The sequence below is a fragment of the Pseudomonas sp. LAMO17WK12:I5 genome (genome assembly GCF_900215165.1).
GTDB lineage: Bacteria > Pseudomonadota > Gammaproteobacteria > Pseudomonadales > Pseudomonadaceae > Aquipseudomonas > Aquipseudomonas putida_A.
In genome coordinates, this window is record NZ_OBDS01000006.1 from 297,840 (window position 1) to 317,891 (window position 20,052).

13 protein-coding genes are annotated in these 20,052 nt (G+C 61.6%); 9 read left to right on the top strand and 4 right to left on the bottom strand.

Annotation, left to right across the window (positions count from 1 at the left end; translation table 11 throughout):
* Positions 1-804, bottom strand: a complete 804-nt coding sequence (gene dkgB, locus CRO59_RS12705; RefSeq protein ID WP_097087703.1) for a 2,5-didehydrogluconate reductase DkgB — start codon at positions 802-804, stop codon at positions 1-3.
* A 292-nt stretch (positions 805-1,096) separates the two neighbouring features.
* Between dkgB and CRO59_RS12710 the strand changes: the two genes are divergently transcribed.
* From CRO59_RS12710 to CRO59_RS12720, 3 genes are all read left to right on the top strand, one after another.
* Positions 1,097-1,963: a pirin family protein gene (locus CRO59_RS12710; RefSeq protein WP_027614019.1), complete on the top strand. Its 867-nt coding sequence runs from the start codon at positions 1,097-1,099 to the stop codon at positions 1,961-1,963.
* A 208-nt stretch (positions 1,964-2,171) separates the two neighbouring features.
* Complete coding sequence (locus tag CRO59_RS12715) at positions 2,172-3,614, top strand: mechanosensitive ion channel domain-containing protein (protein WP_097087705.1); 1,443 nt, start codon at positions 2,172-2,174, stop codon at positions 3,612-3,614.
* A gap of 97 nt (positions 3,615-3,711) precedes the next feature.
* On the top strand, positions 3,712-4,152 hold the full coding sequence (locus CRO59_RS12720) for a carboxymuconolactone decarboxylase family protein (RefSeq protein WP_007968280.1): 441 nt from the start codon (positions 3,712-3,714) through the stop codon (positions 4,150-4,152).
* Positions 4,153-4,303: 151 nt separating this feature from the next.
* Here CRO59_RS12720 and CRO59_RS12725 read toward each other — a convergent pair whose 3' ends face one another.
* Together CRO59_RS12725 and CRO59_RS12730 are read right to left on the bottom strand one after the other, a co-directional pair.
* The gene (locus tag CRO59_RS12725) at positions 4,304-5,896 is read right to left on the bottom strand and encodes a DHA2 family efflux MFS transporter permease subunit (RefSeq protein WP_097087707.1); all 1,593 of its coding nucleotides are present in this window, start codon (positions 5,894-5,896) and stop codon (positions 4,304-4,306) included.
* Positions 5,893-7,014, bottom strand: a complete 1,122-nt coding sequence (locus tag CRO59_RS12730) for an HlyD family secretion protein (protein WP_097087708.1) — start codon at positions 7,012-7,014, stop codon at positions 5,893-5,895. Before CRO59_RS12730 ends, CRO59_RS12725 begins: the two co-directional genes overlap by 4 nt.
* 343 nt (positions 7,015-7,357) lie before the next feature.
* Between CRO59_RS12730 and CRO59_RS12735 the strand changes: the two genes are divergently transcribed.
* The 3 genes from CRO59_RS12735 (at position 7,358) to CRO59_RS12745 (ending at position 14,386) form a co-directional block, all read left to right on the top strand.
* Positions 7,358-9,085 carry a ShlB/FhaC/HecB family hemolysin secretion/activation protein gene (locus CRO59_RS12735; protein WP_097087710.1) on the top strand — a complete coding sequence of 576 codons (1,728 nt, stop codon included), beginning with the start codon at positions 7,358-7,360 and terminating at the stop codon, positions 9,083-9,085.
* Between the two features lie 113 nt (positions 9,086-9,198).
* The gene (locus tag CRO59_RS12740; RefSeq protein ID WP_097087711.1) at positions 9,199-13,668 is read left to right on the top strand and encodes a hemagglutinin repeat-containing protein; all 4,470 of its coding nucleotides are present in this window, start codon (positions 9,199-9,201) and stop codon (positions 13,666-13,668) included.
* Between the two features lie 337 nt (positions 13,669-14,005).
* Positions 14,006-14,386 (top strand): hypothetical protein, encoded by a 381-nt coding sequence (locus CRO59_RS12745; RefSeq protein WP_097087713.1) that lies wholly within the window; start codon positions 14,006-14,008, stop codon positions 14,384-14,386.
* Between the two features lie 174 nt (positions 14,387-14,560).
* Here the strand turns inward: CRO59_RS12745 and nhaA are convergent, their stop codons facing one another.
* Complete coding sequence (gene nhaA / locus CRO59_RS12750; RefSeq protein WP_097087714.1) at positions 14,561-15,769, bottom strand: Na+/H+ antiporter NhaA; 1,209 nt, start codon at positions 15,767-15,769, stop codon at positions 14,561-14,563.
* 214 nt (positions 15,770-15,983) lie between these two features.
* On the opposite strand from nhaA, the gene CRO59_RS12755 reads away from it, so the two are divergent.
* The 3 genes from CRO59_RS12755 to CRO59_RS12765 all read left to right on the top strand — a co-directional run bounded on the left by CRO59_RS12755 (position 15,984) and on the right by CRO59_RS12765 (position 20,030).
* Positions 15,984-16,484, top strand: a complete 501-nt coding sequence (locus tag CRO59_RS12755; protein ID WP_003223490.1) for a sigma-70 family RNA polymerase sigma factor — start codon at positions 15,984-15,986, stop codon at positions 16,482-16,484.
* A 40-nt stretch (positions 16,485-16,524) separates the two neighbouring features.
* Positions 16,525-17,508 (top strand): FecR family protein, encoded by a 984-nt coding sequence (locus CRO59_RS12760; protein WP_097087716.1) that lies wholly within the window; start codon positions 16,525-16,527, stop codon positions 17,506-17,508.
* A gap of 98 nt (positions 17,509-17,606) precedes the next feature.
* Positions 17,607-20,030 carry a TonB-dependent receptor gene (locus CRO59_RS12765; RefSeq protein WP_097087717.1) on the top strand — a complete coding sequence of 808 codons (2,424 nt, stop codon included), beginning with the start codon at positions 17,607-17,609 and terminating at the stop codon, positions 20,028-20,030.
* Positions 20,031-20,052: the final 22 nt, after the last annotated feature.

The following is a 20,052-nucleotide window of genomic DNA, read 5'->3' on the forward strand; positions in this document are numbered from 1 at the left end:
TCAATCCCACTGCGGGGCAATGCCTTTCGGGCTGGTCAGACGATGGCCGCGCTCCAGACCGGCGATCAGCGCCATGTCGGATTCGCTCAGGGTCAGCGTGGTGGCGCCGAGGTTGCTTTGCAGGTTGGCGCGTTTGGTCGACGATGGAATCACCGCGTAACCCGACTGCATCGCCCAGGCCAGAGTGACTTGCGCCGGTGTCGCTTGCAGGCGTTCAGCGATCTGCTGAATCACCGGATCCTTCAGCACTTCGCCATAGGCAAGGGTCATGTAGGAGGTGATCTGGATGCCCTGGCTGCGGGCGAACTCGACCACTTTGCGATTTTGCAGGTACGGGTGCAGCTCGATCTGGTTGGTGGCGATGTTTTCCGCGCCGACCGCTGCGATGGCCTGTTGCATCAAGTCGATGGTGAAGTTGGACACCCCGATCTGCTGGGTCAGGCCCAGACGCTTGGCTTCGAGCAGCGCGCCCATGAATTCGCCGACCGGCACCTGATCTTCCGGCGACGGCCAGTGGATCAGCGTCAGGTCGAGGTAGTCGGTCTGCAATTTCTGCAGGCTTTCCTTGAGGCTGTCGATGAGACGATCCTTGGCGAAGTTGGCGATCCAGATCTTGCTGGTGATGAACAGCTCTTCGCGAGCAATGCCGCTGGCGGCGATGGCCTGGCCGACCTCGGCTTCGTTCTCGTAGATCTGCGCGGTGTCGATGGCGCGGTAACCGAGTTCAAGGCCGGTGCGCACCGAATCGATGACCACCTGACCTTGCAGGCGAAACGTACCCAGACCAAAAGCGGGAACAGACATTGATGACTCCAGGGTTGCAGTGGGAATGGGCAGGAGTATCCGCGTCTGCGTGCTTGGGAAAAACCGCTGCTGGGGCAAAGCACTGTTGAGCAGAAGTCATGAATCTTTCCCGATAGTGGTGTTGTCTGGACTGGCCTCTTCGCGAGCAAGCCCACTCCCACAAGGGATCGAGATTCAACGGTGGGACTGTTCTATAAATGGAACACTAAAGCCGGTTTTTGCCGTCTAGTCCTAAAAACGCTATGGATTTAAGCTTAATCCATTGCGTCACCCACCTTTTCTGGAGGCAACCATGAAAAACATCATCGGTATCTACACCAGCCCTCGCGGCCATTGGGTCGGCGATGGTTTCCCGGTGCGCACCCTGTTTTCCTATGACAACCTGGGCAAACACATCAGCCCGTTCCTGCTGCTCGATCACGCAGGCCCGGCCGAATTCACCCCGACCACCGAGCGCCGTGGCGTCGGCCAGCACCCGCACCGTGGTTTTGAAACGGTGACCATCGTCTACGACGGCGAAGTGCAGCACCGCGACTCCACCGGCAGCGGCGGCACCATCGGCCCCGGCGATGTGCAGTGGATGACCGCCGCGTCCGGGATCCTCCACGAGGAGTTCCACTCGGATGATTTCGCCAGAACCGGCGGCAAGCTGGAAATGGTGCAGCTGTGGGTTAACCTGCCGGCCAAGGACAAAATGGCTGCGCCCGGCTACCAGACCATTCTCGACGGCGATATTCCGAATATCGCGCTGAAAGACGATGCCGGCCGGCTGCGGCTGATCGCTGGTGAGTTCGATGGGCATAAAGGCCCGTCGCACACTTTCACGCCGATCGACGTCTGGGACCTGCGGCTCAATGCCGGCAAGTTGCTGACGCTCGATCTGCACGAGGGACGCAACACCGCGCTGGTGCTGTTGAAAGGTTCGGTGCAGATCAACGGCGTGGAAACCGCGGGTGTCGGGCAGTTGGTGCTGTTCGAGCGCGACGGTCGTCAGTTGACCCTTGAGGCCAGTGAAGACGCAGTGGTGCTGCTGCTCAGCGGCGAGCCGATCGACGAACCGATTGTCGGACATGGCCCGTTCGTGATGAACACCGAGCAGGAAATTCATCAGGCATTCGCCGACTTCCAGTCCGGGCGTTTTGGCCAAATGCACGGGTAAGTTTCACCCCTGTGGGAGCGGGCTTGCTCGCGAAAGCGCAGTGCCAGTCAATGCATGTCTGACTGATCCACCGCCTTCGCGAGCTGGCTCGCTCCCACAGGCGTTTTCCGGTGTTTTTGCGCTGGTGTTCTGCCTCTGAAATCAATTACTCCTACACTTGCCCAATCTGTGCGATCTTCTCGCGATTGGCCCCTGTCGGAGTGCTTTGATGTTGTCTTTTTTGACCGAACATCCGTTGTTTTGCGCGTTGATCCTGATCCTCCTCGATTTGGGGCTGTGGCGTCTGATCAGCTCCCGTGGCAGCGAGTGGAAGCTGCTGGTGCGGGTGCTGATTTTCAGCCTGTTCAGCGTGCTGTTGTTCAACGAAGGCCTGAATCCGATGGAGCCGGCGCCATGGGCCGACAACGTGCCGCTGCATCTGGCGGCGACCGGGTTGCAGATCGGCTGGTGGCTGTTCGGCGCGCGCACCCTGACCGTGCTGATTGGCGCGGTGATGATGCAGCGGGTCGGACACACCGGGCGGCTGTTGCAGGATCTGCTCGGTGCGGTGATTTTCCTGATCGCGATTATCGCGGCCCTGGCCTACGTGCTGGATCTGCCGGTCAAAGGTGTGCTGGCGACGTCCGGGGCTTTGGCGATCATCGTCGGTCTGGCGTTGCAGAGCACCCTCAGCGATGTGTTTTCCGGGATCGTGCTCAACACCACCAAGCCCTATCAGATCGATGACTGGATCTCGATCGATGGCACCGAAGGCCGGGTCATCGACATCGACTGGCGCGCCACGCGTCTGCAGACCAGTCAGGGCAGCATGGCGGTGATTCCCAACTCGCTGGCGGCCAAGGCCAAGATCATCAACTTCAGCCGTCCGAGCAACATGTTCGGGGTGGCCGTCAGTGTCCAGGTCAGCCCGCATGCCCGGCCCAATACGGTGATCGATGCGCTGGAGCGGGCGATGCAGGGCTGCCGTCCGCTGCTGGACAATCCCTCGCCAAGCGTCGCGCTGAAAAGCTCCAGCAGCGCCGGTGCGGAATATGAAATCAGCGGTTTTGTCTCCTCGATGGATCAGAAGCGCTCGGTGCGCAATCAGCTGTTCGATCTGGCTTACCGGCATCTGCAGGCGTCCGGGATCAATCTGTTGTCGAGTGTCGAACCGATCGTCGCCGGCAACCTCTCGCGGCCGCGGGCGCTGCTCGACAGTTCGCCGATTTTCTCCACGCTGCGCCAGGAAGAGAAAGACACCTTCAGCCAAAACATGACCCTGCAAACCTTCCGTGCTGGCGAGACGATCCTCGAGGCCGGGGAGGTCAGCGATCATTTGTTCATCATCGAATCGGGCGTGGTCAGCGTGACCTTGACTCGCCATGGCAGCCCGTTCGAATCCGGGCGCATGGGGCCGGGGGAGGTGATCGGCGAGGCCGGCATCCTCTCCGATTCGTCGGTGCCGGCGACCTTCGCGGCGAAAACCTTCTGTGCGCTGTATCGCATCGAGAAGACCTATCTGAAGCCGTGCCTGGATGCCCGCCACGACATCAACGAGGCGATGAAAGCCTTGCTCGATTATCGCCTGCACAAGGCCCAGACCCTGACTCAGGACGTGCCGACCGTGGTGGCAAAAACCGGGTTCCTGCACTGGTTGCGCAATCGCGTGTGACAGGGTGGTCTACTCGTCTTCCGGGAGATTGGCTATTTGTCCGGGGCAAGTGCGGGACTACCTTAGTCACACATTCACCGGCCCCGGAAACTCAATCATGAAAGCTCGTACCGATTTCTACACCGCCTCCCCAGACGCCCTGAAAGCGATGATCGCCCTGGAAACCGCGGTCTCGAAACTGCCGCTGGAAAAGACCCTGGTCGAACTGGTCAAGCTGCGCGCCTCGCAGATCAACGGCTGCGCATTCTGCATCGACATGCACACCGCTGACGCGATCAAGGGCGGCGAAACCCCGCGTCGACTGTTCGCCGTCACCGCGTGGCGTGAAGCGCCATTCTTCACCGAGCGTGAGCGCGCTGCGCTGCTGTGGACCGAATCGCTGACCCAGCTGAGCCTGACCCACGCCCCGGACGAAGACTACGACATCGTCGCGGCGCAATTCACGCCCAAGGAAATGGTCGACCTGAGCGTGGCGATCAGCACCATCAACAGCTGGAACCGTCTGGCCGTGGGCTTCCGCAAAACCCCGCAGCTCTGACAGTTCACGGTCGAAAACTGTGGGAGCGGGCTTGCTCGCGAAGGCGTCGTCTCAGTCACCTTAGTGGTTATCTGACACACCGCCTTCGTCGGATCGCCGCCCGGAGCAAGCCCGCTCCCACAGTGAAAAGTGCAAAACTTCAGAAGGGTGATCAATGCCCATCCGCACTCGGTGCGGCCGGTGGTTGTACCTTGCGCATCAAGGGCACCATCGCCGTGGCAATGATGAAGCACAGCATGATCATCAAAAAAGTATCGCCGTAGGTCTGGGTCTGCGCCTCGCGGTAGGTCAGCAGCCACAGTTGACGCAGACCGGCGGTGACGCCGACGTCACCACTCTGACCCAGTGTCGCCAGATTGCCACCGACCTGCGCCAGCCACTGATTCATCGCCTCGTTACTGCTGTTCAAATGCTCGGCCAGACGGGTGAAGTGCAGGTTGGTGCGGTCATTGAGAATGGTCGCGCACGCAGCAATGCCGATCGCTCCGCCCAGATTGCGCATCAGGTTGAACAGCCCCGAAGCGTGCTTCAAGCGCGCCGGTGCCAAGCCCCCCAAGGTCAGCGTCACCGCCGGCGGCACTGCCAGTTGCTGGGCAATTCCGCGTAGCGCTTGCGGCAGCATCAACTCAGCGGAACCCCAGTCGTGGGTGATCGGACTGAACTCCCACATCGACACGGCAAACAAGCCCAGGCCGATCATCATGATCCAGCGCAGATCCATGCGATTGGCGAGAAAGGCGTACAGCGGAATCGCCATGATCTGGAACACCCCGGTGGAAAAAACCGCCAGACCAATGTCCAGTGCGCTGTAGCCTCGCACCCGGCCGAGAAACAGCGGGGTCAGGTAAATCGTCGCGAACAGACCGATCCCGGTGACAAAGGAAAAGAAACAGCCCAGGGCAAAATTGCGATCCTTGAGCGCGCGCAGATCGACGATCGGATTGGCCACGTGCAAGGTGCGTCCGATGAAGGCCAGACCCGCCAGACCGCTGATCCATGCCGTGGTCAGAATCGTTTGATCGCTGAACCAGTTCCAGCGCGGGCCTTCTTCGAGGGTGTATTCCAGGCAGCCGAGAAACAGCGCGAGAAACACCATGCTCAGGTAGTCCGCGCCCTTGAGCAGCGCCAGCTCCGGCTGGTCGATTTTCACCAGCATCGGCACGGCCACCGCGACGAAAATCCCCGGCACCAGGTTGATGTAGAACAGCCAGTGCCACGATGAAATGTCGGTGATCCAGCCGCCGATCACCGGACCCAGGGTCGGCGCCAGCGACGCCACCGCACCGATGGTCGCGGCGGCGATCACCCGTTGTTTGCCACTGAAGAAAAAGAACGCGGTGGTGAACACCAACGGAATCATCGAGCCGCCAAGAAAGCCTTGCAGCGCGCGAAAGGCGATCATGCTCTGGATGTTCCAGGCCACGCCGCAGAGCAGGCTGGCCAGAGTAAAGCCGACCGCCGAGGCGCAGAACAGCCAGCGCGTGGAGAACACCCGCGACAGCCAGCCCGACAGCGGGATCACGATGATTTCGGCGATCAGGTAACTGGTCTGCACCCAGGCGGTTTCGTCGGTGCCGGCCGAGAGTCCGCCGCCGATGTCGCGCAGCGAGGCCGAGACAATCTGGATGTCCAGCAACGCGATGAACATGCCGATGCACATGGTGGCGAAGGCGAACACTTTGGTCGCGGTGGCCATGTCGGCGGCGTTGAACGGTTGCGCCGGGGCAGTGAGGGCGGTGCTCATGGCGCGACGGCCACGGCGCTGGTTTCGGCTTGCGCGCGGGTGTCGACTTCAGCGGTCACCGATAGCCCCGGCCGCAGATGGCCGAGCACGCCATCAGCCGGATCGAGGAGGATTCGCACCGGTACCCGCTGGACGATTTTGGTGAAGTTGCCGGTGGCGTTCTCCGGCGGTAGCACGCTGAATTGCGAGCCGGTGGCCGGGGCGAGGCTGTCGAGGCGGCCGTGGAATTCCTGGCCGGAGAGCACGTCGGCACGGATGCTCACCCGTTGCCCGGGTTGCATCCGCGCCAGTTGATCCTCCTTGAAATTGGCATCGACCCACAGACCGCTGGCCGGCACCACCGACAACTGTTGCGAACCCGCCTGGGCATAGGCGCCGACCCGTGCGCGACGGTTGCCGATCACGCCATCGACCGGCGCGCGCAGTTCGGTGTAGCCGAGATTCAATTGCGCCAGATCACGCTCGGCGCGGGCTTGTTGCAGGGCGGCGCGGGCCTGTTGTTTCTGGGTGTCGATCACCGCCAGTTGGCGCTGGGCGGCGAGCAATTCAGCCTGGGCGCGAGCGCTCAGGGCTTGCGCGGTCTTGAACGTCGCGTCGGCGCGTTGGGCGCTTTCCACCGAGACAGCATTGGTGCTCACCAGACGTTTGTAGCGGGTGTTGTCATCCCGCGAGCGGGCGGTTTCAGCACCGGCAGCATCGATGCCGGCCCGGGCCTGGCCGATCACCGCTTGCTGCAGTTGCTCGGTGGCGTCGAGGTTGGCCAGCAGCGCCTCTTCGGCGGCAACCGCGCCTTCGGCTTTGGCGAGATTGGCACGATAGTCGCGCGCATCGAGGCGGATCAGCACGTCACCGGCCTTCACCGATTGGTTGTCGCTGACCAGCACTTCTTCGATGTAACCGGCGACCTTCGGCCCGATCACCGTGACGTCGCCACCGATGTAGGCATCGTCGGTCTCTTCAAGAAATCGCCCGGTGCCCCACCAGTGCGCGGCATACATGCCGACCACCACCAGCGCGATCAGGCCGGCGCCGGTCAGCAGCAGGCGTTTGCGCAGTGGCGGTTTGGCGGGGGTGACCGGGGCAGACAGGTCTGGCTCAAGGATGGGCATGCTGGTCATGGCGTAATACCTGCGGAAACGGGCTGTTATTACGGCTGTAATATGACGCAAGTAATATTTTGTGGCAATTATGTTTTTGTGCCAATCGTCAGTTGCTTACCCGGCCTCGGGGTTTGGAGCGGTTTCGATTAAATGACAGCGCCAGTAATACGGGCCAAATCTTCAAGAACTCAATGAAAGCCCTCGGGGAACCCCTGATGGCGTAGCGTTGAACACAGCAAAATCAAATGTTTAAGAAATGTAAGCGTTGTAGGAAGCGTCTTGCATTTGTGTAGGAAGGCTCTGACTATCACTCGCATTGATGAGGTGGCATTACGCTACTTTATGATTGCAAGGATGTTGCGTGCCGTATTCGCTTCGCGCTGTTTTTCGTCGTCGTTCCACGCTTTGCCCGCTGTTGTCGGCCTTTGTGTTGAGTGTGTGTGCCCTCTCGATTCAAGCGGCTGACCCTGTTGCGCCGGGCCAGGAAGTGCTGCGCCAGCAGCAACAGCAACAACGCGATCTGCAACAACTGCAAATGGAACAACGCAAGCGCCAACTGGAGCGCGGTGCGTTCGGTCCGGCACCGGCCACGCCGGCCATCCCGCAAACCGTCACCCCCGATGAACGCTGCTGGCCGCTGAGCGGTACGCGCATTGGCGGCGTTACGCTGATCGACAGCGACAAACTCAACGCGCGGATCAAGCCGCTGCTGGCACCGTGTATGGGCGTCGGCCAGATCAACCATCTGCTGGCGACCATTACCGCCGCCTATGTCGAGCAGGGTTACATCGCCAGCCGCCCGTACCTGTTGAGCGCGCCGGCGGCGGGGCAGTCGCTGGACATCATGATCGACGAGGGCTACATCGAGTCCATCGAACTGGCCGATCAGAGCCTGCCCGTTTCGCTGGGCGGCGCGTTCCCGCACATGCTCGGCCAGCCGCTGAACCTGCGCGATCTGGAGCAGGGCCTGGATCAATTGAACCGCTTGCGCTCGATCGACCTGACCGCTGACATCGCCCCCGGTAGCCAGCCCGGTGCCTCGCGCATCATCCTGCGCTCGCGTACCTCCGGACAGTCGCGCTGGGCATTGGGCCTGGGCATGGACAACCTCGGCAGCGCCAGCACCGGGCGGGATCGCAATACCGTCAGCCTGAGCTTCGACAGCCCGCTGCAACTCAACGATCTGTTGAGCCTCAGTGCCAGCGATACGTTGAATCAGGGCGACCGCTACAGTCGCAACGCCAGTCTGTATTACGCGATTCCCTACGGCTACTGGACCTACAGCGCGTTCGCCAGCCATGCGGAATATCGCGCGCCGTTCAAACTGCCCAGCGCGACCTTGTACAGCACCGGCATCACCGATCAACTGAGCCTGCGCGCCGACCGCGTGTTGTGGCGCGACCAGAGCCGCCAGCTCAGCGCCAACCTGCAACTGGCACACAAGGACGTCGACAGCTATCTGGAGAACGTTCGCCTGGGCATTCAAAGCCCGACCCTGACCGTGGCCGAAGCCGGACTCAATCTGTTCTGGCTCGACCGTGCGGTGTGGAACCTCGACTTCACCTATTCGCAAGGCCTGCGCTGGCTGGGCGCCGATGACGACGCCAATCATGCGGTCAACAATTTGCCCAAAGCGCAGTTTCGCAAGTACCGCGCAGGCCTCAGCCAATGGCGCAATGGCCAGTTCGGCGCGCAAGCGTGGCAGTGGCAGAGCCAGCTCAATCTGCAATACAGCCCCGACCCGTTGCCGGCCATCGAACAGTTGCTCGGCACCGATGATTCGGCGGTGCGCGGCTATCGGGTCAGCAGCGCATCCGGTGCCAGCGGCGCGATCTGGCGCAACACCCTGCGTCTGCCGCTGCGTAGCGATTGGCCGGTGCAGATCACCCCGCGCGTGGGCCTGGACAACGGCTGGCTCAAGGCCGATCACGGTGCTCAGGGCCAACGCCTGAGCGGCGCCAGCGTCGGGCTGAATCTGGGCTGGAAGAATCTGCAAGTGGACGTCGATTACCAACGGGCCCTCAATACCCCCAGCGGTTTGCAGCACGAGCCGGAGACCTGGCTGATGCGCGTGGGGTTGCAGATATGAGCACCAGCGAGACTCATCAAGCAGTGAACAAACAGCCGTCGGATCTGAGCGCGACAGCCACGGCCAAGACTAAATCGCGCGCCGTGATGCCGTACTTACATGGAGACGTTTTTATGCCAGCACACACCTTTGCATTCCATCTTTCTCCTCGGGGCAAACTGCGCTGGGCGATCGCCAGCCTGTTCTTCGCCGTGCACCTGCCCAGCGCCATCGCCGGCGGTGTGGTGGTCGCTCCCGGCCCCGGCGGCACCGCGCAATTGCAGACGCAGGGCGGCGTGCCCATCGTCAATATCGTCGCGCCCAACGGCTCGGGCCTGTCGCACAACCAGTTCCTCGACTACAACGTCGACCGTCAGGGTCTGGTGCTGAACAACGCCTTGCAGGCCGGGCAATCGCAGCTCGCCGGGCAACTGGCAGCCAACCCGCAACTGCAGGGCCAAGCGGCGAGCGTGATCCTCAACGAGGTGATCAGCCGCAACCCTTCGGCGATCAACGGCGCCCAGGAAATCTTCGGCCGCGCGGCCGATTATGTGCTGGCCAACCCCAACGGCATCTCGGTGAACGGCGGCAGCTTCATCAACACGCCGAACGCCAGTCTGCTGGTCGGTCGTCCGGAGTTGAACGACGGCAAACTGCAAGCCTTGAACACCCGCGACGCCAGCGGTCAGTTGCAGATTCAGAGTGGCGGCCTGCGTAACGCCGAGGGTTCGGTCAACCTGATCGCCCCGCGTATCGACAGCCAGGGCCGCATCGATGCCCGCGATCAACTGAACCTCACGGTCGGACGCAATCAGATCGATTACGCCAGCGGTCAGGTCAAAGCCGTGGACCCGGCAGGCAACACCAAAGATCAACGCATCGACGCCAGCCTGTTCGGCGCGATGCAGGCCGGGCGCATCAATATCGTCAGCACCGCCGAAGGCGCGGGCGTGCGTGTGGGTGCGGTGCAAGTGGCCGGGCGTGACGGCGTGCAGATCCGTTCCGCTGGCGATCTCAGCGTCAGCGGTGAAGCCATCCCCAACAGCCTCGAAGTGACGCGTGCCAGCATTCGCAGCAGTCAGGGTGATGTCGGCCTGCACAGCGGCAACGACCTGACGCTGGCCGCCACCGACGTCAGTGGTCGCGACGTCAGCGTCAATGCCAAGCGCAACCTGACCCTGAGCAGCGTCGAAAGCCGCAAGCTCCAGCAGCAGCGCGAAAACTGGAGCAACAGCACCATCGGCATCACCTGGGAAACCTACGATCGCACCCAGACCGACAGTGAAACTCGCCAGCACGGCAGCCAGATCGTCGCCAGCCGCGACGCCAGGCTGACCTCCGGCAAAGACACCGAACTCAAAGCGGCCAAAGTTGAAGCGGCAAAAAACCTCGATGTGCAGAGTGGCGGTGATCTGCGCCTGACAGCTGCCACCGAAAGCCACACCCAGACCGATCAGGGCAACCATCGCAAGCATCTGTGGAAGGCCGACTGGAACAACAGCAGCGAAGAGCAGCGCAGCATCGGCAGCCAGTTGAAGGGCGGCAATATCGCGCTGCAAACCGCCGCGTTGTTGCGCGCCGAAGGTGCCGAACTGAACAGCGCCGGCGATGTGAAACTGGCGGGCAAGCAAGTGGACGTCACCACGGCCACGCGCACCAGTCGCAGCAATAACAACAGTTACTCCGGCGACCTGGTTGGCGGCGGATTCTTCGGCAAGACCGGTGATGCCGACAAGGGCCAGACCCGGCATCAGGGCAGCAAAATCAATGCGGCCGGCAAACTGATCGTCAAGGCTGACGACGTGCGCATCAGCGGCAGCCAGGTCCGTGGCGGCACCGAGGCCAGCGTGATCAGCGATCAGGGTTCGCTGGTGATCGACGGTGTGCAGGACACTTCGCACAGCAACAACCACGACAAGGACAGCAAATTCTTCGGCATCACCAAGGACGAGTCGCGGCAGAATTCCAGGGACAGCACCACGGTGCGCAGCGAGCTGGTTTCCGACAGCAACCTCAAACTCAAGAGCGCCAAGGACATCGAAGTGGCCGGCTCTACGGTCAAGGCTGGTGGCGTGCTGACGGCGGACGCAGCGGGTGATGTGAACGTGCATTCCACACAGAACAGCCACGACAGCAGCTCGACCACCGAGACCCGTGGCTTCGATGCCTACGCCAAAGAGCAAACGCCGGAGCAATACCGCGCCGGGGTGCACTACGAAGACAAGCAGCAGACCGTCACCCGTAACGACGTCAATCAGCAAGGTTCGAGCCTCAGCGGCGGTAGCGTGCAGGTGAAGGCCGGCGGCGATCTGACGATCAAGGGCGGTGAAGTCAAATCCACTGCTGGCGATACCACGCTGAGTGGCAAGAATGTGTCGTTGCTGGCCGAACAGGACAGCCACAAAACCTCATCCGACACCTCCAGTACTGGCGGCGGTTTCTACTACACCGGCGGCCTCGACCGCACTGGCAGTGGCGTCGACTTTGCCCACAGCACCACGCAAGACAGCAGCAGCAAAACTACCGCGCAAACCACCCACGTGCAAAGCAGCGGCAGCCTGAACATCAATGCCGACAAACTGCTGACCGAAGGCGCGCAGATCAAGGCTGGCAACGGCGTGAACGTCGCGGCCAACCAGATCGACAACCGCGCCGCCAGCAACACCGAAAGCAGCAGCCATAATCAGAGCAACTGGTCGGCGGACATCGGCGCCAACGTCGAGTACAAGGACATCGCCCGCCCGATTGCCGGTGCAGTCAAGGATGTGCTCAACGGCAAGGTGCCGGACAAGGAAGCCCTGAGCAATCTTGGCCAGCCGAACGTCGGTATCGACGTGGCGATCGGTCACGGCAGCGCCGACAAGACCGAGCAGAGCAGCAACGCTGTGGTCAGCCGTTTCGACGGCGGCAGTGTCGACGTGAAAACCGCCGGCAACCTGCACGACCAGGGCACCCAGTACAGTGCGAGCAACGGCATGGTCAACATCAGCGCTGACAAACTGGTTACCGATGCCGCGAGCAACACTCACAGCAGCACCGATAACTCGGTGGACGCCAAGGTCGACGTGCGCGTCTACACCAAGACCGGCGAGGACGTGAACGTCGCCGGCAGCGGCGCGGGTGGCAACAGCTACAGCAGCAAGGACAGCAGCACCGCAGTGGTCGGCGGTTTTGCCGGCAGCCAAGGCGTGAACATCAAGGTGGGCGGTGATGCGCAGTTCGCTGGCAGCCGTTTCGACGGCGGGCAGGGCGGTGTGAACATCAAGACCGGCGGCGATCTGGCGCTGAATCAGGCTACCGACCGCCAGAGCAGCAGCGACTCCAGCCTGCGCGGCAACGGCTCGCTGACGGTCGGCACCTTGCCGGGCACCGACGGCACCAACGTCGACCTCGGCGCTGGCTTCCAGCTTGATCACACCGGCAAGCAGACCAATGACACCCAGGCTCACGTGGCGAGCATCAGCGGCAACGGCCCGGTGCAACTGAGCAGCGGTGGCAATCAGGTTCAGCAAGGCACGCAGATCGACAGCGTCGGCGGCATTGAGCTGCACGCTGACGGCAAACTCGATCTGCAAGCGGCCGTTGATACCCACACCGCGACTGGCAGCAATCTCGGTGGTGGTCTGAAGGGCGGCGGCAGCAAATCCAGCAGCGAGAAAAGTCGCGATCAGGGCGGTAATCTGAGCGGCAATTTCAACATCGGCCGCATCAACGAAAACTCGCAAACCCTGACCGGTGGCCAGCTCAACAGCCAGAGCCAAATCGCCTTGAGCGGTGACGCGGTGCACCTGCAAGGCACGCAAGTCAGCGCGCCGAACGTCAGCATCGATGCGCAGAAGGGCGGTTACGTTCAAGAGTCGGCGCAGTCCACCGAGAGCCGCAACAACTGGAACGTTGCGCTGAATGCCGGCGGCAACCTGAGCAGCAAGACCCCGACCGCAGCCGATGAAAAGGCCAGCAGTGACCACGGCTTCAACGCCGGGGCCAAGGTCGGCGTCGATTACCTGCAAGGCACCACCCAGCAGTACAGCCATATCAAGGCTGACAGCGTGGTACTCAATAGCGCAGGCGATGCACAACTGTCTGGCGCGCGGATCGACGCGAACACTGTCGGCGGCAAGGTTGCCGGTGATCTGACCGTCGAAAGCCGCCAGGACTCGACGACCCAAGCCAAGGTCGATGTCGATCTGGGCCTGACCGCGAAGAAGAATCCACCGAGCGACAAGGAAAAACTCGCCGGCACTGACTACAAACCAACGTTGAAAGCGCAGGGCGAATACGCGCAGAAGGACAGCGTCGCGCAGGCGTCCGCCATCAGTGGCAATCAGGGTGTGAAGTTGAACGTTGGTGGTGGTACGCAGCTGACCGGCGCGCGGATTTCATCGACTGACGGCAAGGTCGATCTGGGCGCTTCGAAGGTCGTTGGCAGCGATCTGGTCAACCGTGACTACGGGGTGAAAGCCGGGCTGGACCTGCCGCAGAAAACCGAGGAGAACGCACCGAAGGTGTCGTTCGATAACGGCAATCTGAAAGTCGGTCCGGTGACCCTGAGCGGTAATCTGGACAGCCAGACCCTGCAAGCGGGGATCAACGAAAAAGGCTGAGCAGCACCGCTGTAAAAACTGTGGGAGCGGGCTTGCTCGCGAAGGCGTCAGTTCAGTCAGCGAGGCTGTTGACTGAACCAGCGCCTTCGCGAGCAAGCTCGCTCGTTTTGATCTGTCGCATTACCGCGAAGATAGTCGCTGCGTAACCATCGCATGCAAATACGCAAGTCGAATATATATATCAAAAATGAATATTCGGCATAGCGAAGAGTTTTAAAAAACTGTCATTTATAACAGTTGTGAGAGTTTCCTTGAAAACTGAAGATCAGGTTCCGGTACTTCAAACCACATTGGTTTTATCCCGGCCTTCGTCAAGTCATTTCAAGGAGCTGCAAAAATGAGCGATATCACATTTCCGGATGCAAAAGACGGCGTCATCAATTGCCGTTCGAATCCAATGGGCGGTGTAAGGGTTAAAGTGAGGCTGTTGCCAGACACGCAGATCGGGGCCGTATTGAAACTGAACTGGCAGGGATATACCGATCAGGCGGGCGAGCAACCCATTTTCGATACCGAGACTTCGTTCAAGCACGCTATCACTTCGGAGGACATCTCCGAGGGTGTTGTAATAACAGTCGGTGATTGGTCAAAGCATATCAAGCCTATTAAAGATGGATCGGCCCGTGCTAGCTATGCAATCAATGGTGGCGAGGTGGGGGATGCACTGGTCCAGGTAAGATTGTTAAATGCTGCAGGGCAGTCATGCGACGAAGTTTGAGGTGCAAAAAGGCTGATTTGCACAGTGAAGCGGGATCTGTTGCGGGCGCAACGTCTTGAGGTGACTGAAGGATCCAGAACCGTCGGGGCGCAACAGTTCCGGATCGCGTAGCTCGGTTGCAATCGCCTCAGTCCCAGTCAACGCGAGTTGACCGGGACTGCTTGCCGCAGAGGGTCAGCTCGAAGCCTTCGCCTTACCCGCACTCATCAGCACGACCACCGCCAGCAGCGCGGACAGGATCGAACCCAGCAACACCCCAACTTTCACCGAGTCGACCAGATGCGGCGCGCCCGGGAACGCCAGCGCGCCGATGAACAGGCTCATGGTGAAGCCGATCCCGCAGAGCAGGGCGACGCCGTACAGCTGCAGCCAGCTCGCGCCTTGCGGCAGTTGTGCCAGACCACTGCGAATCGCCAGGGCGCCGAGGCCGAGGATACCGATCTGCTTGCCGAACAACAGCCCCAGCGCCACGCCCAGTGGTACCGGCTCAAGCAGGTTGCTCGGAGAAATGCCGGTCAGCGACACACCCGCGTTGGCGAAGCCGAAAATCGGCACCACGGCGAACGCCACCCACGGATGCATTTTTTCTTCGAGGTACAGCAGCGGCGAGTTGTGCTCGTCTTCGGGATTTCCCAGCGGAATGCACAGGGCCAGAATCACCCCGGCGAGGGTCGCGTGGATCCCCGATTGCAGCATGAAGAACCACAGGAAGGCGCCGGCGATCAGGTACGGCCAAAGCTTTCTGACGCCGCAGCGGTTGAGGATCACCAGCAATGCGATCACCGCCAACGAGGCCAGCAGCATGCTCACCGACAGGCCGCTGGTGTAGAAAATCGCGATGATCACCACTGCGCCCAGGTCATCGAGGATGGCCAGCGCCGAGAGGAAGATTTTCAGCGACACGGGCACCCGTTTGCCCAGCAGCGACAGCACGCCCAGGGCGAAAGCAATGTCGGTGGCGGCGGGGATCGCCCAACCGCTCAGGGTCTGCGGATTGCCCCAGTTGATCGCGACGTAGATCAGGGCCGGGACCAGCATCCCGCCCAGCGCGGCGAAGCCCGGCAGCGCGCGCTGACCCCAGGTCGACAACTGACCGGCGAGCAATTCGCGCTTGATCTCCAGGCCCACCAGCATGAAGAAGATCGCCATCAGGCCATCATTCACCCAATGCTCGATCGACAGACCGGCGATCTTGATGTGCAAGGTCGAGAAATACGTGGCCGCCCAAGGCGAGTTGGCGACCAGCAGCGCGGCCAGGGCAGCGGCCATCAGAATCAGGCCACCGGCGGATTCGGCAGCGAAAAAACGCGAGAGAAAGGCCAGGGCAGAAGGCGACTCCTGGCGGGCAGGGGCAGTCTGCAGGCGTGACGGATCGTGGCTCATAGGCACAGCAACTCCGCGCGGCGGCCCGACCTGCGCTGAATTAAACCTGCCCTGCCGCGTTGTTGCGGTGGCACCCGGGCGGCATTTTACACAATAGGTGGGGGAAGGCGCGGTTTTACTGACGATTACCCTTGAATCGAGCGTTTCCAAGGAATAAATTGCCGGCCTTAATAGGAAGCATTACTATTCACGCCTCTTTCCCCAGCACGCTGTCATGAACCCCATGCTGCCCCGCAGACCCGGCTTTTTCGAGCATTACGAAGAGTTGATCGGCACCTGGACCCGGCGTCTGCGCAACCGCGCGCAGGCCGAGGATCTGGCGCACGACACCTTTGTGCGGGTGCTCGAATCCGATTCGGCAGCGGTGCAGCAGCCACGGGCGTATTTGCACCAGACCGCACGCAACATCGCGGTCGACGGTTATCGGCGTGAGGATCGGCGGGAAGCCATGGAGTCGCAGGCGATCGATCACAGTGTGTCGTCCACCGGCGACCCGGAGCATTACATGCAGGCGATCCAGCTGGCCGACTCCATCGAACGGGCGCTGCAGGAACTGCCGCTCAACTGCCGGAAGATTTTCGTCTGGCAGAAGATCGAAGGGCTGACCCAGGCGGAAATCGCTGAGCGCCTGGGGCTGTCGAGGAACATGGTCGAAAAGTATATGATCCGCACCCTGCGCCACTTGCGCGATCGTCTCGACGGCATGCAGTCATGAGCGGCCGCCGCTTTTCATCCCCAGCCCGACAGGACATTCCATGATGGATACCCGTGATTGCGCGTGCGGGCAAACAACGGTGCGCGATGAAGCGGCACGCTGGTTTGTGCGTTTGCAGGAACCGCTGATCAGCGCCGACGAACAGCAGCGCTTCGATGCCTGGCTGAACCAGCATCCGCAACACCGTGACGAATTCCAGTTGCTGCAAGGCCTGTGGACGGCGGCCGATCTGCTGCCGGCGCCACGTCTCAAGTCCCTCGTCGAAACCCCGCCGGCCCGTCGCGAACGTCGCCCGCTGCTGCGCTATGCCGTGGCCGCCAGTGTGCTGGCGGTGGCGCTCGGCCTCGGTCTGTTCAGCGGTCTGAATCTCCCCGACGGCTACAGCGCCGAGTTCGCGACGGCGCTGGGTGAGCGCAAGCACGTGGCGCTGCCGGACGGATCGGTGATCGACCTGAACAGCCGCAGCCGTCTGCAGGTGCGTTTTGAGAAGGATCGGCGGCTCATCGAATTGAGTGAAGGCGAGGCGCTGTTCAGCGTTCAGCACGACACGGCGCGGCCGTTCGTGGTCGAGGCCGGCAGCGGCAAGGTCACGGTCACCGGCACGCGTTTCGATGTGCGCCGCGATGTCACGCAAACCCGGGTCGCGGTGGAGCAGGGCACGGTCAAGGTGCAGGGGCGCAATGCGCCGGACAACGAGTTCATCAACTTGACGGCAGGTCTCGGTACCCACGTCGATGCTGAGGGTCGCGTCGCCGCCGCATATGCGGTCAACCCCGCCGAACTGACGGCGTGGCGCAGCGGCAAACTGGTGTTCAACAACGCCAGCCTCGGCGAAGTGGCGGCGGAAGTTTCGCGTTATCGCGACAAGCCACTGACGGTCAGCAACCCCTCCGTGGCCAGTCTGCGCCTGACCAGCGTGTTCAAATCCGACAATACCGACGCCTTGCTCAAGGCCCTGCCAAACATCCTGCCGGTGGCCGTTCGCACCCTGGCCGATGGCAGTCAGGAAATAATTTCAAAATAACATTCAGGTTTTTTTCGAGTTCATCGTCTTCCTGTTCAACTGCAACTGGTTTGCATTAACAGACGCACACTCTTGCGCTCCACAGGACTACGTTCGACGTGAAAAACACCTCAGCCAACAACAAAAAATCCCCCTGGTTACCGCTGGCCCTCGCGCTGGCAGTCAACGCTGCGATGCCACTGGCGTATGCCGCCGAGGCCATTCACATCCGCGCCCAGCCGCTGGGTCAGGCCCTGAGCGAACTGGGCCAGCAAACGTCGTTGCAGGTGTTTTTCAGCCCGGATCTGGTCGCCGGCAAACAGGCGCCGGCGGTTGACGGCAATCTTTCCCCCGAGCAGGCGTTGCGCCAATTGCTTCAGGGCAGCGGCCTCGACTACCAGATCAACGAAGGCTCGGTGACTCTGGCGCCTGTCGCGACCGCCGCCAGCAACGGCCCGCTGGAACTGGGCGTGACCGACATCAAAGTGGTCGGCGACTGGCTCGGTGACGCCGACGCCGCCGTGGTGCAGAACCACCCGGGCGCACGCACGGTGATCCGCCGCGAAGCCATGGTCGAGCAAGGCGCGATGAACGTCAGTGACGTGCTCAAGCGCGTGCCCGGTGTGCAGGTGCAGGACTCCAACGGCACCGGCGGCAGCGACATCGCGCTGAACGTCGGCGTGCGTGGCCTGACTTCGCGCCTCTCGCCACGCTCCACGGTGCTGATCGACGGCGTGCCGGCCGCGTTCGCGCCGTACGGCCAGCCGCAGCTGTCGATGGCGCCGATCTCCTCGGGCAACCTCGACAGTATCGACGTGGTACGCGGTGCCGGTTCCGTGCGTTACGGCCCGCAAAACGTCGGCGGGGTGATCAACTTCGTCACCCGCGCCATTCCGGAAAAAGCCACCGGGGAAATCGGCACCACCCTGGAGACCACCCGTTACGGCGGCTGGAAGCACATCGACACGGCGTTCCTCGGCGGCACTGCCGACAACGGCATGGGCGTGGCGCTGTTGTATTCCGGGGTCAACGGCAACGGTTACCGCGAGCGCAACAACGACAACGACATCGACGACGTGCTGCTCAAGACCCATTGGGCGCCGACCGATCAGGACGATTTCAGCCTCAACTTTCATTACTACGACGCCAGCGCCGACATGCCCGGCGGCCTGACGCAGAAGCAGTACGACGACAAACCGTATGATTCGGTGCGCGATTACGACAACTTCAGCGGTCGGCGCAAAGACGTGTCGTTCAAGTGGATCCGGCAGATCGACGAGCGCACCCAGGCAGAAATCCTCACCTACTACACCGACAGCTTTCGCGGCAGCACCATCGCCGCCCGCGACCAGAAAACCCTCAGCTCATACCCGCGTTCCTACTACACCCTCGGTGTCGAACCGCGTGTGTCGCGGGTGTTTGACGTCGGCCCGACCACGCAGGAAGTCAGCGTCGGTTATCGCTACCTGAAAGAGGCGATGCACGAACAGTCGAGCCGTCTGGCGCTGGTCAATAATCAGCCGGTGGTCACGCCGACGTCCGACGGCCATGTGTTCCAGGACCGCACCGGCGGCACCGAGGCTAACTCGGTGTACGTCGACAACAAGATCGACGTCGGCAACTGGACAATCACTCCGGGCATTCGCTTCGAACACATCAGCACCGACTGGCATGACCGCGCCGTGCTCGACACTGCAGGCAAACGCGTGCCGGAGAAAAACCGCAGCATCGAAAGCAACGAACCGCTGCCGGCGCTGAGCGTGATGTATCACCTGTCGGACGCGTGGAAACTGTTCGCCAACTACGAAACCTCGTTCGGCAGCCTGCAGTATTTCCAGCTTGGCCAGGGCGGTTCGGGTGACCAGACCGCCAACGGCCTGGAACCGGAAAAAGCCAAGACCTACGAGATCGGTACGCGCTACAACGATGACGTGTGGGGCGGGGAAGTGACGCTGTTCTACATCGACTTCGATGACGAACTGCAATACATCAGCAACGATGTCGGCTGGACCAACCTCGGCGCGACCAAGCACCAGGGCATCGAAGCGTCGGTGCACTACGACATGGCAGCGCTCGATCCGCGTCTCGACGGTCTGACCGCCAACGCCGGTTTCACCTACACCCGTGCGACTTACGAAGGTGAGATTCCGGGCTTCAAGGGCCGTGATCTGCCGTTCTATTCGCGGCAGGTGGCGACCGTGGGCTTGCGTTACGACGTCAATCGCTGGACCTACAACATCGACGGTTTCGCCCAATCAAAACAGCGCTCGCCGGGCACCGGGGTCAACGCCGATGGCAGCTTCAACGGCAACTACATCACCGAAGGCACGGCCGACGGGCAGTACGGCGACATCCCGGGTTACGTGACCTGGAACGTGCGCGGCGGGTATGACTTCGGGCCGCAAGTGTCGAATCTGAAACTGGGTGCCGGGGTGAAAAACGTCTTCGACAAGCAGTACTTCACCCGCTCCAGCGACAACAATTCGGGGATGTATGTCGGTGCGCCGCGTACGTTCTTCGTGCAGGCCAGTGTAGGTTTCTAAGGCGCTGTTGTGGCTGAATCGG